This is a genomic window from Rhizobacter sp. SG703 (assembly GCF_012275445.1).
GTDB lineage: Bacteria > Pseudomonadota > Gammaproteobacteria > Burkholderiales > Burkholderiaceae_C > Rhizobacter.
This window is the reverse complement of sequence record NZ_JAAZQK010000001.1, coordinates 165,387-181,102: the sequence shown is the minus strand read 5'-3', so window position 1 is coordinate 181,102 and position 15,716 is coordinate 165,387. Positions and strand designations below refer to the sequence as shown.

Sequence of the window (15,716 nt, the reverse complement as noted above, 5' to 3'; positions counted from 1 at the left end):
GCGCCTGCACCTGCACCTGCACCTGCACCTGCACCTGCACCTGCACCTGCACCTGCACCTGCACCTGCACCTGCACCTGCACCTGCACCTGCACCTGCGCCTGCACCTGCGCCTGCACCTGCGCCTGCGCCTGCACCTGCGCCTGCACCCGCACCCGCACCCGCACCCGCACCTGCGCCCGCACCCGCACCTGCGCCTGCGCCTGCGCCTGCGCCTGCACCTGCACCTGCGCCTGCGCCTGCGCCTGCGCCTGCGCCTGCTGTGCAAATCACCTGGCCCGATCCAGCCGCCATCGATTGGGGAACGGCCCTCAGCTCGGCCCAGCTGAACGCGAAAGCGAGCGTCGCGGGCACGTTCGCCTATGCACCCGCCGTCGGCGCGAAGCCCGAGGTCGGCGTCCAGACGCTGTCGCTCACGTTCACGCCGCAGGACAAGACCAAGTATTCGACGACCACCGTCGTGCGGAAGCTGACGGTCCACAAGGCCCAGCCGCCGGTCCGGTGGGATCTCCCGTCGGCCGTGCTCCAGGGGACCGCGCTCACGCCCTCGCAGATCACCACCGCGCCGTACGCGATCTACGGCATCCAGGGCACCGCCGATCCGGCCTCCTACATGACCGCCGACGGCAAGCCCCTGGGCACCGCGACGACGGCGGCCGCCGGGTCCGCGCTCGTTCAGGCCACGTTCGTCCCGAAGGACAGCGCGCACTACATCTCGTCGGTGATCAGCACCACGCTGACCATCGCGCCGGCCCCGGCCATGGCGGCCATCGACTTCGGCGATGCGAAGCAGACCGTCCAGGGCTTCGGCGGCTCGGCGGCCTGGTACTACAACAAGATGACGGACGACCGCATGAACGTCCTGTTCGGCACCAGCGGCGCCGACAGCCTCGGGCTGAGCATCCTTCGACTGCGGATCGCGCCCGCCGACTGGAACGCTTCCGCCAGGACGGCCGATACCAGCCAATGGACCGCGGAGCTCGAGAACGGCATCTCCGCGCAGGCACGCGGCGCCCTGGTCTTCGCGTCGCCGTGGTCGCCGCCCGCGAGCCTGAAGATCGTCAACGCCGATCGCACGAACCCGCTCTACAGCGGGCGCCTCGATCCCGCGAAGTACGCGGACTATGCCCAGTACCTGAACGCCTACATCCGGTACGCCGCCAGCCGCAACGTGAAGCTCTACGCCGTCTCGCTGCAGAACGAGCCCGACTGGGATCCCAAGGACTACGAGTCCTGCCTGTGGAATGCCGACGAGATGACGGCCTGGGTCGGCGGCCATGGCGCAGCGGCCATCTCCGGCACGACGACCAAGCTGATGGCGCCGGAGTCGTTCTATTACTCGCAGGCCACCACCGACACGCTGCTGGCCGACGCCAAGGCCGCCAGCAACCTCTCGATCGTCGGCGGCCACCTGTACGGCGGCACGCCCAACTACGCCGGCGCGGCCCAGAAGCTCGGGAAAGAAGTCTGGATGACCGAGCACTTCCTCGATTCGGTCAACAAGGCCGACGCCAAGACGTCATGGCCGACCAGCATCGACGACGCCATCGCGATGGCCAAGGAAGTCCACGACGGCCTGACGCTGTCGCAGTACAACGCCTACGTCCACTGGTGGCTCGTCAATTCCAACGACGCGACGCCGACCGGCCTGATCGGCACGAACAACAAGCCGACCTACTTCGGCATCGGCCTGAAGCACTTCTCGTATTTCATCCGTCCGGGCTACGTCCGCTACGACGCGACCTCGCTGCCGCAAAAGGGCGTGCGCGTCTCGGCGTTCGGGACGGCGCCCGGTGCTGCCGACAGCAAGGCGGTCGTCGTGCTCGTGAACGAGAACGCGGCCGACGTCACCCTCACGACGTCGGTCGCCCCCGCCGGTCGATCGCTGACCAGCCTGACGCCGTACCGCACCACCGCGACCGCCACGTTCGAGCGACAGCCGGCGATCGGCGTCAGTGCGAACACCTTCTCCATTTCGCTGCCGGCCAAGAGCATCACGACCTTGGTCAACTGAGGAAGCAAGCTGGCCACCATTGATTTGTTCAACACACCACGGGAGACAACAGTGAAAACCTCGAAGATCTTCAATGCCATGAGCCGCGCTGCGGTCTGCGCCACGGCCACCCTCGGCCTGCTGGGTTCGGCCGGCCTGGCGCACGCGCAGATCGCCGTCGGCAAGTCCAAGTTCCTCGGCAACATCATTGCCGGCAACCCACCCGGCAACTTCAGCGCCTACTGGAACCAGGTCTCGCCCGAGAACGCCGGCAAGTGGGAGTCGGTCGAGCCGGTGCGCGGCCAGATGAACTGGGGCCAGCTCGACCAGGCCTACAACCACGCCCGCTCGAATGGCTTCCCGTTCAAGCAGCACACCTTCGTGTGGGGTTCGCAGGAGCCGAGATGGATCGGCAGCCTGGGCGCCCAACAGCAGGCCGAGGAAGTCGAGGACTTCATGCGGCAGTACTGCCAGCGCTACCCGCAGACGCAGTACATCGACGTGGTCAACGAGCCGCTGCACCAGCCGGCCAGCTACCGCGAGGCGCTCGGCGGCGCGGGTTCGACCGGCTGGGACTGGATCGTCTGGTCGTTCCAGAAGGCGCGCCAGCACTGCCCGAACGCCAGGCTCCTCATCAACGAATACGGGATCATCAACGACGCCAATGCGCTGAACCGCTACAAGGGCATCGTCAACATCCTGAAGTCGCGCGGCCTGATCGACGGCGTGGGCATCCAGTCGCACTACTTCAGCATGGACAACCTCGCGCCGGCGACGATCACGCAGAACCTGGATTCGCTGGCCCAGGCCGGCCTGCCGATCTACGTGTCCGAGCTGGACATGACCGGTGACGACGCCACGCAGCTGGCGCGCTACCGGGAGAAGTTCCCGCTGCTGTGGACGCACCCGGCCGTCGCCGGCGTCACGCTGTGGGGCTACCTCGAAGGCCAGACCTGGGTGGCCAACTCCCACCTCGTGCGCCGCGACGGCAGCGAGCGTCCGGCGTTGACCTGGCTCGCGAACTACGTGCGCAGCAGCAATCCCGGCGGCGGCGGCGGCACGACCAGCAAGTCCATCGTCGTGCGCGCACGCGGCACCTCGGGCCAGGAGCGCGTGACGCTGCGCATCGGCGGCACCGCGGTGCAGAGCTGGACGCTCGGCAGGACCATGACCAACTACACGTTCACGACCAGCCTGTCGGGCGGCAGCACGGTCGAGTTCACCAACGACGCCGCCGGTCGCGACGTCCAGGTCGACTACCTGAGCGTGAACGGCAACGTGCGGCAGGCCGAGAACCAGACCTACAACACCGGCGTGTACCAGAACGGCCGATGCGGCGGCGGCAGCGGCCGCAGCGAATGGCTGCACTGCAATGGCGCCATCGGATTCGGCGACCTGTGAGCACCCTCCCACCTGAAAGGAGAACCGTCATGAAGAACACGATGCAACTTCGCAAGACGCTGTCGACGCTGGCGGCCTTCGTGCTGTCGGCGGGCGCGCTGGTGGCTGCGCCGGCACACGCCGCCGTCACGGTCGACGCCAACGCCTGGTACGTCCTCGTCAACACCAACAGCGGCAAGGCGCTCGACCTCTACAACTGGATGACCGGCGACGGCGCCGAGTTCCGCCAGTGGAGCCGGCACGACGGCGCCAACCAGCAGTTCCAGCTGGTGAGTTCCGGCAACGGCAGCTACCGGCTGAAGAACCGGCACTCGGGCAAGGTCGTCGACGTGTGGAACTTCTCCACCGCCGACGGGGCCGCCGTCAACCAGTACACCGACCACGACGGCAGCAACCAGCAGTGGCAGCTGGTCGGCGCCGACAACAACGCGGTGCGCTTCATCAACCGCAATTCGGGCAAGGCGCTCGAGGTCGCCGGCGCGTCCACCGCCGACGGCGGCGACGTCACGCAGTACACCGACTGGGGCGGCCGCAACCAGACCTGGGCGCTCGTGCCCGTCGGCGCCACCACCACGCCGCCGCCCGGCGGCGGCACCGGCAACGTGGCGCTGCCGTCCAGCTTCCGCTGGACCTCCAGCGCGGCGCTGATGGTGGCCAAGCCCGCGGCGCAGTTCCCGGAAGTGGCGATCAAGGACCCGTCGGTCGTGTACTACGACGGCCTGTGGCACGTGTTCTCCACCCAGGCCAAGGGCAACGGGTGGGGCCTCGAATACCGCTCCTTCACCGACTGGTCGAACGCCGGATCGGCCACGCCCTACTTCCTCGACGCCAGCGCCATCGGGGCCGGGTACCGGGCCGCGCCGTTCGTGTTCTTCCATGCACCGTCGCGGCTGTGGTACCTGGTGACCCAGAACGGCAATGCCGCCTACTCGACCAACCCCGACATCGCCAACCCGGGTGGATGGAGCCCGCTGAAGACCTTCTACAGCAGCGTCCCGCCGATCGTCCAGCAGAACACCAGCAACGGCCGGGGCAGCTGGCTGGACTTTGCGGTGGCCTGCGACACGGCCAACTGCCACCTGTTCTCCGCCGGCGACAACGGGCAGATCTACCGCTCGCAGACCACGCTCTCGAACTTCCCCAACGGCTTCGGCAACACGGTGATCGCGCTGCAGGATGCCGATCGCAACAAGGTCTTCGAAGCGCCGCAGGTGTACAAGGTCCGCGAGACCGGGCAATACCTGCTGATCGTCGAGGCCATCGGAAGCGGCGGCCGCTACTTCCGCTCGTGGACGGCCAGCAGCCTGGGCGGCACCTGGACGCCGCTGGCCGCGAGCGAGTCCAGCCCGTTCGCCGGCGATGCCAACGTGAGCTTCCCGACCGGCAAGTGGAGCCAGGGCATCAGCCACGGGGAACTGCTGCGCACCGGGTACGACCAGAACGTCGAGGTCAGCGCCTGCAACATGCGCTTTCTCTACCAGGGGCTGACGCCCGGGTCGAAGGAGAGCTACGAGAAGCTGCCGTACCGCCTGGGCGTGCTGACGCAGACCAACTCGCCCTGCTGACCGGCCCGCCGCGGCCCCACCACGGCCTGCCACGGCGGGCCGTGGCTCAGTACTTCCGGTTCGGAAACTCCTTGGCCGCGACCTCCTGCGGGAACACCCCCTCGTTGGTCTTGATCCAGCGAGGCAGTGTTTCACCGGCGGCCGCCTTCCGGGCGGCCTCCATCAGCTGCGGTCCGAGCAGCGGGCTGCATTCGACCGACACGTTCATCTTGCCGGCCATCATGGCTTCGAAGGCGCCCTTCACCGCGTCGACGCCGATGACGAGGATGTCCTTGCCCGGCTTCAGTCCCGTCTCCTCGATCGCCTGGATCGCACCGATGGCCATGTCGTCGTTGTGCGCATAGAGCACGTTGATCTTCCTGCCCTCGGCTTTCAGGAAGGCTTCCATCACCTCCTTGCCCTTCGAGCGCGTGAAGTCCCCCGTCTGCGACCGGATGATCTTGTAGCGCGGGTTCGTCCGGATCACTTCCTCGAACCCCTTCTTGCGGTCGTTCGCCGGGTCCGAGCCGACGGTGCCCTGCAGCTCGACGATGTTGACGTCGCCGGTCGTGTCCTTGGTGTGGTCGAGCAGCCAGCGGGCGGCGCGCCGCCCTTCCTCGACGAAGTCCGAACCGACGAAGGACACCCAGGTCGTCGTGTCCTGGACCTCGACGTTGCGGCTCTCGAGGATGACCGGGATCTTCGCCGCCTTCGCTTCCTTCAGCACCGTGTCCCAGCCGGTCGTGACCAGCGGCGCGAGGATGATCACGTCGACCTTCTGCGCGATGAAGGCGCGGATCGCCTTGATCTGGTTCTCCTGCTTCTGCTGCCCGTCGGAGAACTTCAGGTCGACGTCGGCGGCCTTCGCCGCGGACTTCACCGAATCGGTGTTCGCCGTTCGCCATTCGCTCTCGGCGCCGGTCTGCGCAAAGCCGATCACCAGCCGCTTGCCTGCCGCAGCGCACCAGCCGGGCACGAGCGTCGAGCCGGCTGCGGCGAGCAAGGTGGCAACCAGCGTTCTCTTGTTCATCTGCATGATGTCTCCTTCCGATGGACCACAGGAGGCCGGTGCGGCGGGATGCCACCCGGCGCGAGCGATGTCACGAGATCAGCCCGGGTACCAGACCTGGCGCGGGTCGTCCGGGCTGCGGCGGTACGACCACGCTTCCTCGACGAGCCTGGCCAGGTCGTATTTCGGTCGCCAGCCGAGGAGGAACCTGGCCTTCGTGTTGTCGAGCCAGGTCGAGTGGTACGGCGTGCCGACGGGCACGAGCGGCAGGCCGCGCGTGCGAGCGAGGTACTCGCCCAGCACGCCGTAGTCCACCGGCTCGTCCATCGCGATGTTCATCAGCTGCTGGCGCGCCCGGGGGTGATCGACCGCGAGGCAGATGGCGTCGACGAGGTCGTCCACGTGCACGAAATTCCGCTGCACCGGCACGCCCGCCGCGTCGAGCATCACCGGCACCGCGCCGCTGGCGACATGGGCGGCGGCGGCTTCGGGGCCGACCAGGTCGCACCAGCGCGGTCCGCCGAACACATCGGGGCCGAACGACAGCTGGAACCTGAAGTCGTCCTTCTCCATGATCCACGGCGCGCGCAGGCAGCAGCCGTTGAGGCCGTACTGGATGAAGTACTGCTGCAGCATCACCTCCTCGAGCACCTTCGACAAGGCGTAGCAGCCCGGGTAGGCGCTGTGCGGCTGCGTTTCGACGACCGGCACCGGGTGCGGATAGAAGAAGTGACCGATGCCGGCGTCGCCGCCGACCAGCAGCAACTGCTCGAAGACCGGGCTGCCGCGGCAGGCCTCGAGGATCCAGAACATGCCCTTCACGGCCACGTCCATCACGTCGTCGGGCGTTTCCTTGCTGGTGGCCAGGTGCAGCACATGGGTCACGCCGTCCATCGCGCGGCCGACGTCGGCGCGGTCCTGGATGGACCCTTGCACGCATTCGAGGCGATCGCGCGCAGCGAGCGGGCGCCGGTGCGTGAGGGCGCGAAACACGAAGCGGTCGAACGCCGGATCGCGCAGCACGCGCGCGAGAAACGCCTGCCCCACCTTGCCTGCCGCGCCCGTCACCAGCATCCGTGCCCTGCCCTCGCGTGCCCGTTTCATCGATGCAGCTCCTCGTCGTTGGCCATCGCCGTCCTCAACCGCGTCTGCGTCGGCGGCAGCCCCAGCCGGTCCGCATGCGACAGCAGCAGGCCGATGCGCGCCCGCTTCTTCGATGCATGGTTCTGCGCGATGTCGGCCAGGCGGTGGGCCAGGAAGGGATTGAGCAGGCGATCGCGCAGCACGACGAGGTAGTCGCGCGCCTCTCGGCCTTCGCCGAGCGCGTCGAACACCGGCATCGCCTCGTCGTTCCAGACCGCTTCCAGCTCGGCGCGCAACGACGCATCGCCCATCGCCTGCAGGACGGTTTCGTCGCGTGGCCGACCGCCGGCCAGCCAGCGTTCGGCGAGGAACGTGTGGCCGAGGTTCAGCAGCATCAGCTTCAATCGCTCGAAGCGGCCCAGTGCGTCGGTCAGCACGATGGCCGGATGCGTGCAGGGCAGCACCATGCCGCGCTGCCGCTCGATCGCCCACAGGGCATACGGCTCGGCGACCGCACCGACCGGAACCAGCGGCTCCGACACGATGCGATCGACCAGCGAGTTGACCCACACGCATTCGTCGTGCAGGTAGTCGATGAAGGACGCCGGCGCCTGCCACGACTTCGCGAGCTCGCAGACGACCGCGCGCAACGCGTCGCCATTCCCCGGCACGAGCTCGCACGGGAACAGCGACGGGCCGCCACCCGGCTGCTGCCGCCAGCGGCGATACAGCAGGACGGCCAGCTTCGCCGGGAAGCTGCGCGGCGCGGCCGTGCCGCCGGACAGCAGCGACGGGCCGTCGGCAGGATCGAGCGCGTAGCCGCGATCGCCGGTGTTCGACACGATCACGCGAACGTCCGTGGCGACGGCCTCCGCGATCTGCGGCCAATGGGTGTCCGCATGCCAGGCCTGCCGCACCGAATCGACCTGCACGGTCTCGTTGACGCGGCGCCCGGCCAGCAGCCCCCGGATCTCGACCGGGTAGCCGGCGCCGCCCGCCAGCGCCGCCGTTCGCGCGGTGCTTTGCGGGTTGCCGGTCGTCTGCACGACGGCGATGCCGCCGAGGGCCTCGCCGCGCGCGAGTGCCTGCGAGACGAACAGGTCGACATGCGCCTGCAGGAAGCGCCCGGTACCGAATTGAAGAATGGGGGGCGCCATCGAGCCACGCCTCAGCACTCGACGATGGCCTTGACCACGCCTCGCGACGGGTCGAGCAGCTGCGCGAAGTCCGCCGGCAGGTCCGCGAGCGCGAGCCGATGGGTGTTCAGCGCCTGGTGCGGGATCCGGCCCGCGCGCATGGCCGCAAGCACGGTGTCGAAGTCTTCCATCGTGGCGTTGCGGCTGCCCAGCAGCGTCGCCTCGCGCTTGTGGAACTCGGGATCGGCGAAGGCGATGGTGTCGCGCACGACCGACACCAGCACGTACTTGCCGCCGTGGGCGATGAAGCCGAAGCCGCGCTCCATCGCGCGGGCGTTGCCGGTGGCGTCGAACACGATGTCGAAGAAGTCGCCGTCGGTCAGCCTCGCCAGCTCCGCTTCGTCGCCGTCGCCGATCACGACGCCGGCATGCGCCCCCAGGTGCCGGCAGCAGAAGTCGACCCGTTCGCGGCGCGTGTCGAGCGCGGTGACGTTGGCACCGCGCAGCACGGCGAAGGTCAGCGCCGCCATGCCGATGGGCCCGGTGCCGACGACCAGCACGCGCTGGCCGGCCTGCACGTCGCCGCGCCGCACCGCATGCGCGCCGATGGCCAGGAACTCGAGCATCGCCGCCTGGTCGAGCGTGACGCCTTCCGCCTTGTGGACGAAGGCCTGCGGAACGCTGAGGTACTCGGTGAAGGCGCCGTCGCGGTGCACGCCCAGCACCTGGATGGCCACGCAGCAGTTGGTCTTGCCCTGGCGGCAGGCGATGCAGCGGCCGCACGACAGGTAGGGCATCACGAACACCGGATCGCCGGCCGCCAGCGCGCTGCCGGCGGGCGCCTCGGCGACGGTGCCGGAGAACTCGTGGCCCATGACGCGCGGATAGTCGAGATAGGGCTGGGTGCCGGTGAAGATGTGCAGGTCGGTGCCGCACACCCCCACCCGCCGCACGCGAATCAGCACCTCCGCTTCGCCGCGCGGGGGCATCGCTCTTTCCACGGCACGCAAGGTGCCCGGGGTGTCGCAGATCACGGTCAGCATGACGCTCCTGTCGGTCAGTACAAGACGTTCTTCGCCTCGGTGGAGTCGATGTTCTTCTTGGTCACCATCACCACGCCGGTGTCGCGGAACTTCGGCACCGGCTTGCCCTGGATCGCTTCGACCGCGGTCTTCACGCCCAGGTGGCCCATCTGGTAGGCGCTTTGCACGGCGATCGCTTCGAGCGTGCCGTCCTTGATGAACCCCTGCAGGTCGCCATTGCCGTCGAAGCCGATGGCCACCACCTTGCCGGCCTTGCCCGACTGCACGAGCGCGCGGCCCATGCCGATCGCGGTCGGCTCGTTGGCGCCGAAGAGGCCCTTCAGGTCGGCGTTGGCCGCGAGCACGTCGGTCGTCTGGTTCAACGCGGTTCCCATCTGCGAGTTCGAATAGAACGGGCCGACGATCTGCAGCTTGGAGTGCGTTTCGATGTACTTGCGGAAGCCGCCGACACGGCCGATCTCCGAGCCGGAGCCGGCGGTGTACGACATGATCGCGATCTTGCCCGTCGTGCCGATCTTGTCGATCAAGGCCTGCGCGCACAGCTCGCCCGCCTTCTTGTTGTCCGTCGCGAGGAACGACTGGTAGTAGTTCTTGCCGGCGTCGTTGGCCGCGGAATCGATCAGGATCACCGGGATCTTGGCCTCCCAGGCCTTCTTCATCGCGGGGATCAGCGCGTCCGGGTCGGATGGCGCGAGCACGATGGCCGCGACCTTGCGGTTCACCGCGTTCTCGACCAGCGCCACCTGGCCTGCGAGATCGGTGTCGGACGCCGCGCCCTGGAAGCTCGCGGTGTAGCCCTTGAGCTCGCCGGCGGCCGCGGTCGAGCCCTTCTTCACGTTCTGCCAGAAGTCGGAGTTCGCGGTCTTCACGATGACGGCGATCTCCTTGTCGGCGGACGATGCCGCCGACGCGGCGAACAGGAACATGGATGCGAACAGGGTGGTCAGAAGTTTTTTCATGTCAGTCCTCTTGTGGTGAACGAGCTTGTCTCTCTCCAATTCCCGGGCGGACCCGCCGGTGAGGTGTCATCTGCGATGACGCATCTGATCGATCCACACGGTGAGCAGGATGACCAGACCGATGATGATTTGCTGCGTGAAGGCCGACACGCCGCCCATGTTCAGGCCGTTGCGCAGGATGCCGATGACGAAGGCGCCGATGACGGTGCCCGAGATCGTGCCGACGCCGCCCGACAGCGAGGTGCCGCCGATCACCGCGGCGGCGATCGCGTCGAGTTCATACATCAGGCCTTCGCTCGGTTGCGCCGTGACGAGGCGCGACATCAGCACGCAGCCGGTCAACCCGGCGAGCGTTCCCGACAGCACGTAGGCGAAGACGGTGACGCCGCGCACGTCCACGCCCGACAGGCGTGCCGCCTCGGCGTTCGAACCGACCGAATAGATGTAGCGGCCGAGCGTGGTGCGGTTCAGCAGCACCGCCACCGCGACGGCCAGCGCGACCATCAGCAGCACCGGATACGGAATCCCCGGGAACACGACGTCCGGAAAGCCGTCGGCGCCGATGTTGACGACGCGCCCGAGCGAGCCGTTGCCGAGCGCCGCGAAGCCGTCGCCGAGTCCGCCGATGGCCTTGGCATCGGTGATCTGCAGCGCCACGCCGCGTGCGACCAGCATCATGCCCAGGGTCGCGATGAACGGCGGCAGCTTGAGCCAGGTCACGCACAGGCCGTTGACGAGGCCGCACGCGGCCCCCACCGCCAGTCCGCACGACATGCCCAGGGCCACCGGCATCCCCGCCTTCACCGCCAGCGCGGCGACGACGCCCGACAACGCGAGGATGGCGCCCACCGACAGGTCGATCCCGCCGGTGATGATCACGCAGGTCGCGCCGATGCCGAGGTAGGCGATCGACGTCACCTGCAGCGCGACGGTCATGCCGTTGCCGACGGAGAAGAACGAGTCGCTCACGAAGGAGAACACCGCCGTGAGGGCGATCAGGCTCGCGAGCGCCGCGAATTTCTGGAACAGGTCTTTCTGCTTGTCGGTCATGGGGTGCTTGTCTCTGTCAGGCGGCCGCACGCACCGGCCGCCCCGACGCGAAATGCATGATTTCTTCCTGCGAGGTCGTGCGCGTGTCCAGCGTGCCGGTGATGCGCCCGGCATGGAACACCGCGACGCGGTCGGTCATGCCCAGGATCTCGGGCAGCTCCGAGCTGATGAGCACCACGCCGATGCCCTGCGCGGCGAGTTCGTCGAGCAGCTGGTAGATGGCGTACTTCGCGCCGACGTCGATGCCGCGCGTGGGCTCGTCGAAGAACAGCACGCGCGAGTCGCGGAACAGCCATTTGGCGATCACGACCTTCTGCTGGTTGCCGCCCGACAGCAGCCGCACCAGCTGGCGCGCGGACGGCGTGCGGATGGCCAGCGTGTCGACGAAGCGCCGGGCGCACGCTTCTTCGTCCTTGAAGCGGATGAAGCCGGCACGGCCCGACACCGCGGCCATGTTGGCCATGCTGACGTTGTGCGCCAGCGGCATGTCGATCGCGAGGCCGTCGTGCTTGCGATCTTCCGACAGGTAGGCAATGCCGTGGCGGATCGCGTCGCGCGGAGAGCGGATGCGCAGCACCTCGTCGCCCAGCTGCACGACGCCGGCGTCCGGCAGCTCCGCGCCGAAGACGGCGCGCGCGGCCTCGGTGCGGCCGGCCCCCATGAGCCCTGCGAAGCCGAGGATTTCGCCGCGCCGCAATTCGAAGCCGATCCCTTCGAACACCTGCTTGCGCGTCAGGTCGCGCACGCGCATCAGCGGCTCGGTCGTCGGCAAGCGCGTCGGGGGCGGGAACTTGTCTTCCAGCGGGCGGCCGACCATCCGCTCGACGATGCTGTCGACCGTCGTCGCGGCGAAGTCGTCGGTGCTCACGTGGCGGCCATCGCGCAGCACCGTCACGCGGTCGACGATGTGCGCCATCTCGTCGAGCCGATGCGAGATGTAGACCACGCCGACACCGCCGCGCTTGAGCTCGTGGATGACTTTGAAGAGCTGTTCGGTCTCCGCCTCGGTGAGCGACGAGGTCGGCTCGTCCATGATGAGCACTTCGGCCTCCAGCGACAGCGCCTTGGCGATCTCGACCATCTGCCGCTGCGCCACCGACAGCGTGCGCACCGGGTGCGTCGGGTCGATGTCCACGCGCAGCCGCTGCAGGCAGGCCCGGGCGTCGGCATGCAGTTTCGCCCGGTCGACCCACCAGCCGCGGCGCGGCTCGCGGGCCAGGAAGATGTTTTCGGCCACCGACAGGTGGGGCACGAGATTGAGCTCCTGGTGGATCATCGCGATGCCGGCAGCCTCGGCCTCGCGCGTCGACGCGAAGCGCGTCCGCGCGCCCTTGAACGCGATGTGGCCGTCGTCGGGCTGCAGCTGTCCGCTGACGATCTTCATCAGCGTCGATTTGCCGGCGCCGTTCTCTCCGCACACGGCATGCACCTCGCCGCGACGGAGGTCGAAGCTCACGTCGCTCAAGGCGGTCACCGCGAGGAAACGCTTGCCGATGCCGTGCAGGCTCAGCAAGGGTTCGGGCGATGCGGGGCCTGGCCGGTCCACGGCTGCGGCCGGCTCTGCGTGAAGTTGCAAGTCGTGTCTCCTGTCGGGTTGGCGATTCGGGCTGGCATTGCTTGGTCAGTCCACCTTACCAAGCAAAAGCAATTTGGCCTGACCAAAACCTGCAAGGAAACCTGGGACATTCCCTGAACACCCGAGGAAGCTGCTGCCGTTCTGCCTGGGAACGCGGCGGCACGCGACACGATGTGGCTATCATGGTCAGGCCAATTTCGCCGGACCCGCCATGACCCTCCAGTTGAAGCAGGTCGAGCCCCGCCGGCTCTACCAACAGATCGCCGACCAGATCCGCGAACTCATCCAGCAAGGCGGTTTCGACACCGGCATGCGGCTGCCGCCAGAGCGCGATCTGGCGCAGCAGCTGGGTGTCTCGCGGCCCTCGCTGCGCGAAGCCCTGATCGCCCTCGACGTCGAAGGCAGCGTCGAGATTCGAAGCGGATCCGGCGTGTATGTGTGCCCCCGGGCGGAACGGGCGCCCGAGACGACCGCCGCGCTCGGCGAAAGCCCGAGCGAGCTGATGCAGGCCCGGGCTGCGTTCGAGGGGTCCGTGATCATGCTCGCGTGCGCGCACGGCAGCGAGCCTGCTCTGGTGCGGCTGCGCGACATCGTCGAGGGCATGCGCAGCGAGGTCGCACGGCGCCGTATTCCGATCGACCACGACCGGCAGTTCCACCTGACGATCGCCGAGATGAGCGGCAATTCGGTGATGGTGCGCATCGTGGCCGAGCTGTTCGACGAACGCCACAGCCCGATCTCGGCCAAGATCAGTTCGCGCTACGAGAACTCCCGCACCTGGAACCTCGCGCTGAAGGAGCACGAGGCCATCCTTCGCGCCATCGAAGCGCGCGACCCGCTGGCGGCCCAGTCCGCGATGCACACGCACCTCAAGATGTCGGAGGAGCGCTGGGTCGGAGGCTGATGGCAGAGTGCCGCGCGGCCGCGCCGTGCGTTCGTCGTCAGCGCGAGTCCTGGGCCTGCCCGGCGCATGCCACGGTTTCGAGCAGTTGTTCGGCCGATTTCAGCAAGGGCCAGGCGAGCACGGCGTTGCAGCTTTCGCTCGTGCACAGCGCCGCATCGAGCAGCGGCTCGGCACCCAGCCACTGCAGCCACCGCGCGTGTCCGTTGGCCTGCGAGCCATGCGAGAAGACACAACGCTCCAGGAGTGCCGGGGCCAGCCTGGCGGCAACCGCCACGGCGGCCGTCGTGACGAAACCGCCGACGACGATCACGCGGCGTTCGCGCGCAGCCTGAAGCACCGCCCCGACGAGCGCGGCGATCTCCAGGCCGCCCAGTGCCGCAAGGAGGGCCACCGGGTTCGCAAGGTCGACATGCAGATCGAGGGCGGCCTGCAGCGCCGCGCACTCCCTCGCCCGGCCGGAACTGCCGAAGCCCGCGCAGTCGGCGATCCGGATCCCGGTCAGCCGGCTCATCAACAACGCAGCCGCCTCGTTGCCCATGCCGGTCTCGCCCAGCAGCAGCACATTGCCGGGCAGCCGGGTGACCAGGCGTGTGCCGCGCTCGATGGCGGCACGGCATTGCCCGATGGTCATCGCGGGACCCTGGCTGCTGTCCAGGGTGCCCCGCGCCATCTTGATCCGGACCAGTTGCAAGTGCGGCTCGAGGTCGGCGTGCAAGCCGCAGTCGATCACCGTCAACGACAGGCCGTTCCGGCGCGCGAACATCGACGCGGCCGTGCGGCCGGCCAGCAGGTTGCGCACCCGCAGCGCCGCTGCATCGACCCGAGGGGCCGAATCCGTGCGCGCCGCGATGCCGTGGTCGGCAGCGAAGACCACCAGCTGGGGCCTCTCCAGCCGCGGCCGGGCCGAACCTCGGACCTGCGCCAGTCGCTGGGCCAGCAGGCCGACGCTGCCGTGCACGCCGCCCCCGCCGGGCACCTGGCCGATGCCCTGCCGCACCCGTTGCGCCAACGCGGCGTCGTAGAGGCGCGGGATGTCGTCGGCAATGCTCATGCTGGTTCGATTCCTCTGGCGGCAGCGGCTGGTGCGTGCCGCTGGCTTCCTACTTCAGCAACGACAGCGTGCCCACGTTGAAGCTCACTGCACGATCGCGCACCGGTTCCGCCGCGTCGATGATCTCGATGGCGGCGAGCGACTCCAGCGTCGACCTGACGTCGACGCCATCGGCGCCGCAGTACTCTGGCGCTGCGAATTGCGACAGCTCGACGCGGTACTCCGTGACCTGCGGCTTGACCGGCAGCATCACGACCGGATAACAGCCCTTCTGCTGAATGGCCGGGTCCTCCCCCAGGATGCGCAGCCGCAGCTTGCTCACCGTGTGGCCCGCCAGGTGGACCTTCAACGCCTTGTACGAGGTGGCCACCACGGGTCGCTGCGCGATCACCACGATCCCGACACCGGCCCACTGGCTGCCGCCACGCGTGTTGAACTGCCCGGTGACGTTGAGCACACCGTTGTTGCCGACGGAGATGTCGCCCAGGATCGCGTCGCCAGGCTTTTCGGCATAGACCGTCCCCTCGATGGAGCCCCCCTCGACCGCGGCGGTCGCGCCGTTGAATGCGGCCCACAGGCGCTCGATGCCGGACGACGTCGTCGGCGGAAGCGGAACCACCACCGCGGTGCTCGCCGGGGCCAGTGCCAACGACGGGGCCGGCGCGGGGGCCGGTACTTCGTTCGGCGGGCGGGACGTCTGCGCCTTCGGCGCCGGCGCCGCCGCCGCGTGGATGCGGCGCGGCGCGGCGGCCGCGGGGACGGTCGCTTCAGACTCGCGGCGCAGCTTGACCTCGACCCGGCCCGCTTCCAGGATGCGGCGGAACGGGCTGTCGGCCAGCCGCTTGGCCTGTTCGTCGGCCTTGTCCGGACTCGGCATGCTGGCCGGCGCCTGGGCCGCCGCCTCGAAGGCCAGCAGGGCCAGTCCGCTGGCGAGCAACGCGATGGGATTCAGGTGGCGCATGGCTTGC

At 68.5% G+C, this 15,716-nt stretch carries 14 protein-coding genes; 4 read left to right on the top strand and 10 right to left on the bottom strand.

The window, feature by feature from the left end; all coding sequences use genetic code 11:
• A partial coding sequence (locus tag FHT26_RS29445) for a hypothetical protein (RefSeq protein WP_210427194.1) occupies positions 1-226 on the bottom strand: 226 nt, incomplete at its 3' end.
• Between the two features lie 35 nt (positions 227-261).
• Between FHT26_RS29445 and FHT26_RS00745 the strand changes: the two genes are divergently transcribed.
• Genes FHT26_RS00745 through FHT26_RS00735 form a run of 3 tightly spaced genes read left to right on the top strand, consistent with a single transcriptional unit; the run spans position 262 to position 4,958 of the window.
• Positions 262-2,013 (top strand): glycoside hydrolase, encoded by a 1,752-nt coding sequence (locus FHT26_RS00745; protein ID WP_168558295.1) that lies wholly within the window; start codon positions 262-264, stop codon positions 2,011-2,013.
• 51 nt (positions 2,014-2,064) lie between these two features.
• Positions 2,065-3,393, top strand: a complete 1,329-nt coding sequence (locus FHT26_RS00740; RefSeq protein WP_210427193.1) for an endo-1,4-beta-xylanase — start codon at positions 2,065-2,067, stop codon at positions 3,391-3,393.
• A 29-nt stretch (positions 3,394-3,422) separates the two neighbouring features.
• Positions 3,423-4,958 carry a non-reducing end alpha-L-arabinofuranosidase family hydrolase gene (locus FHT26_RS00735; protein ID WP_168558294.1) on the top strand — a complete coding sequence of 512 codons (1,536 nt, stop codon included), beginning with the start codon at positions 3,423-3,425 and terminating at the stop codon, positions 4,956-4,958.
• Between the two features lie 46 nt (positions 4,959-5,004).
• Here FHT26_RS00735 and FHT26_RS00730 read toward each other — a convergent pair whose 3' ends face one another.
• The 7 genes from FHT26_RS00730 to FHT26_RS00700 all read right to left on the bottom strand — a co-directional run bounded on the left by FHT26_RS00730 (position 5,005) and on the right by FHT26_RS00700 (position 12,793).
• The gene (locus FHT26_RS00730; RefSeq protein ID WP_168558293.1) at positions 5,005-5,973 is read right to left on the bottom strand and encodes an ABC transporter substrate-binding protein; all 969 of its coding nucleotides are present in this window, start codon (positions 5,971-5,973) and stop codon (positions 5,005-5,007) included.
• 72 nt (positions 5,974-6,045) lie between these two features.
• The gene (locus tag FHT26_RS00725) at positions 6,046-7,050 is read right to left on the bottom strand and encodes an NAD-dependent epimerase/dehydratase family protein (protein WP_246867655.1); all 1,005 of its coding nucleotides are present in this window, start codon (positions 7,048-7,050) and stop codon (positions 6,046-6,048) included.
• The gene (locus tag FHT26_RS00720; RefSeq protein WP_168558292.1) at positions 7,047-8,186 is read right to left on the bottom strand and encodes a mannitol dehydrogenase family protein; all 1,140 of its coding nucleotides are present in this window, start codon (positions 8,184-8,186) and stop codon (positions 7,047-7,049) included. The genes FHT26_RS00725 and FHT26_RS00720 overlap by 4 nt, the downstream gene beginning before the upstream one ends.
• Before the next feature lie 11 nt (positions 8,187-8,197).
• Entirely contained in the window at positions 8,198-9,208 is a 1,011-nt protein-coding gene (locus FHT26_RS00715; protein WP_168558291.1) for a zinc-binding alcohol dehydrogenase family protein, read from the bottom strand.
• A gap of 14 nt (positions 9,209-9,222) precedes the next feature.
• Entirely contained in the window at positions 9,223-10,167 is a 945-nt protein-coding gene (locus FHT26_RS00710; protein WP_168558290.1) for an ABC transporter substrate-binding protein, read from the bottom strand.
• 66 nt (positions 10,168-10,233) lie between these two features.
• On the bottom strand, positions 10,234-11,217 hold the full coding sequence (locus FHT26_RS00705) for an ABC transporter permease (protein WP_168558289.1): 984 nt from the start codon (positions 11,215-11,217) through the stop codon (positions 10,234-10,236).
• Between the two features lie 16 nt (positions 11,218-11,233).
• On the bottom strand, positions 11,234-12,793 hold the full coding sequence (locus tag FHT26_RS00700) for a sugar ABC transporter ATP-binding protein (protein WP_168558288.1): 1,560 nt from the start codon (positions 12,791-12,793) through the stop codon (positions 11,234-11,236).
• Between the two features lie 223 nt (positions 12,794-13,016).
• Between FHT26_RS00700 and FHT26_RS00695 the strand changes: the two genes are divergently transcribed.
• Complete coding sequence (locus tag FHT26_RS00695) at positions 13,017-13,697, top strand: FadR/GntR family transcriptional regulator (protein ID WP_349238056.1); 681 nt, start codon at positions 13,017-13,019, stop codon at positions 13,695-13,697.
• Positions 13,698-13,734: 37 nt separating this feature from the next.
• Here FHT26_RS00695 and FHT26_RS00690 read toward each other — a convergent pair whose 3' ends face one another.
• Together FHT26_RS00690 and FHT26_RS00685 are read right to left on the bottom strand one after the other, a co-directional pair.
• Positions 13,735-14,748: a nicotinate-nucleotide--dimethylbenzimidazole phosphoribosyltransferase gene (locus FHT26_RS00690; RefSeq protein ID WP_168558286.1), complete on the bottom strand. Its 1,014-nt coding sequence runs from the start codon at positions 14,746-14,748 to the stop codon at positions 13,735-13,737.
• Positions 14,749-14,797: 49 nt separating this feature from the next.
• A complete protein-coding gene (locus FHT26_RS00685; protein ID WP_168558285.1) occupies positions 14,798-15,709 on the bottom strand; it encodes a hypothetical protein in 912 nt (303 codons plus the stop codon).
• Positions 15,710-15,716: the final 7 nt, after the last annotated feature.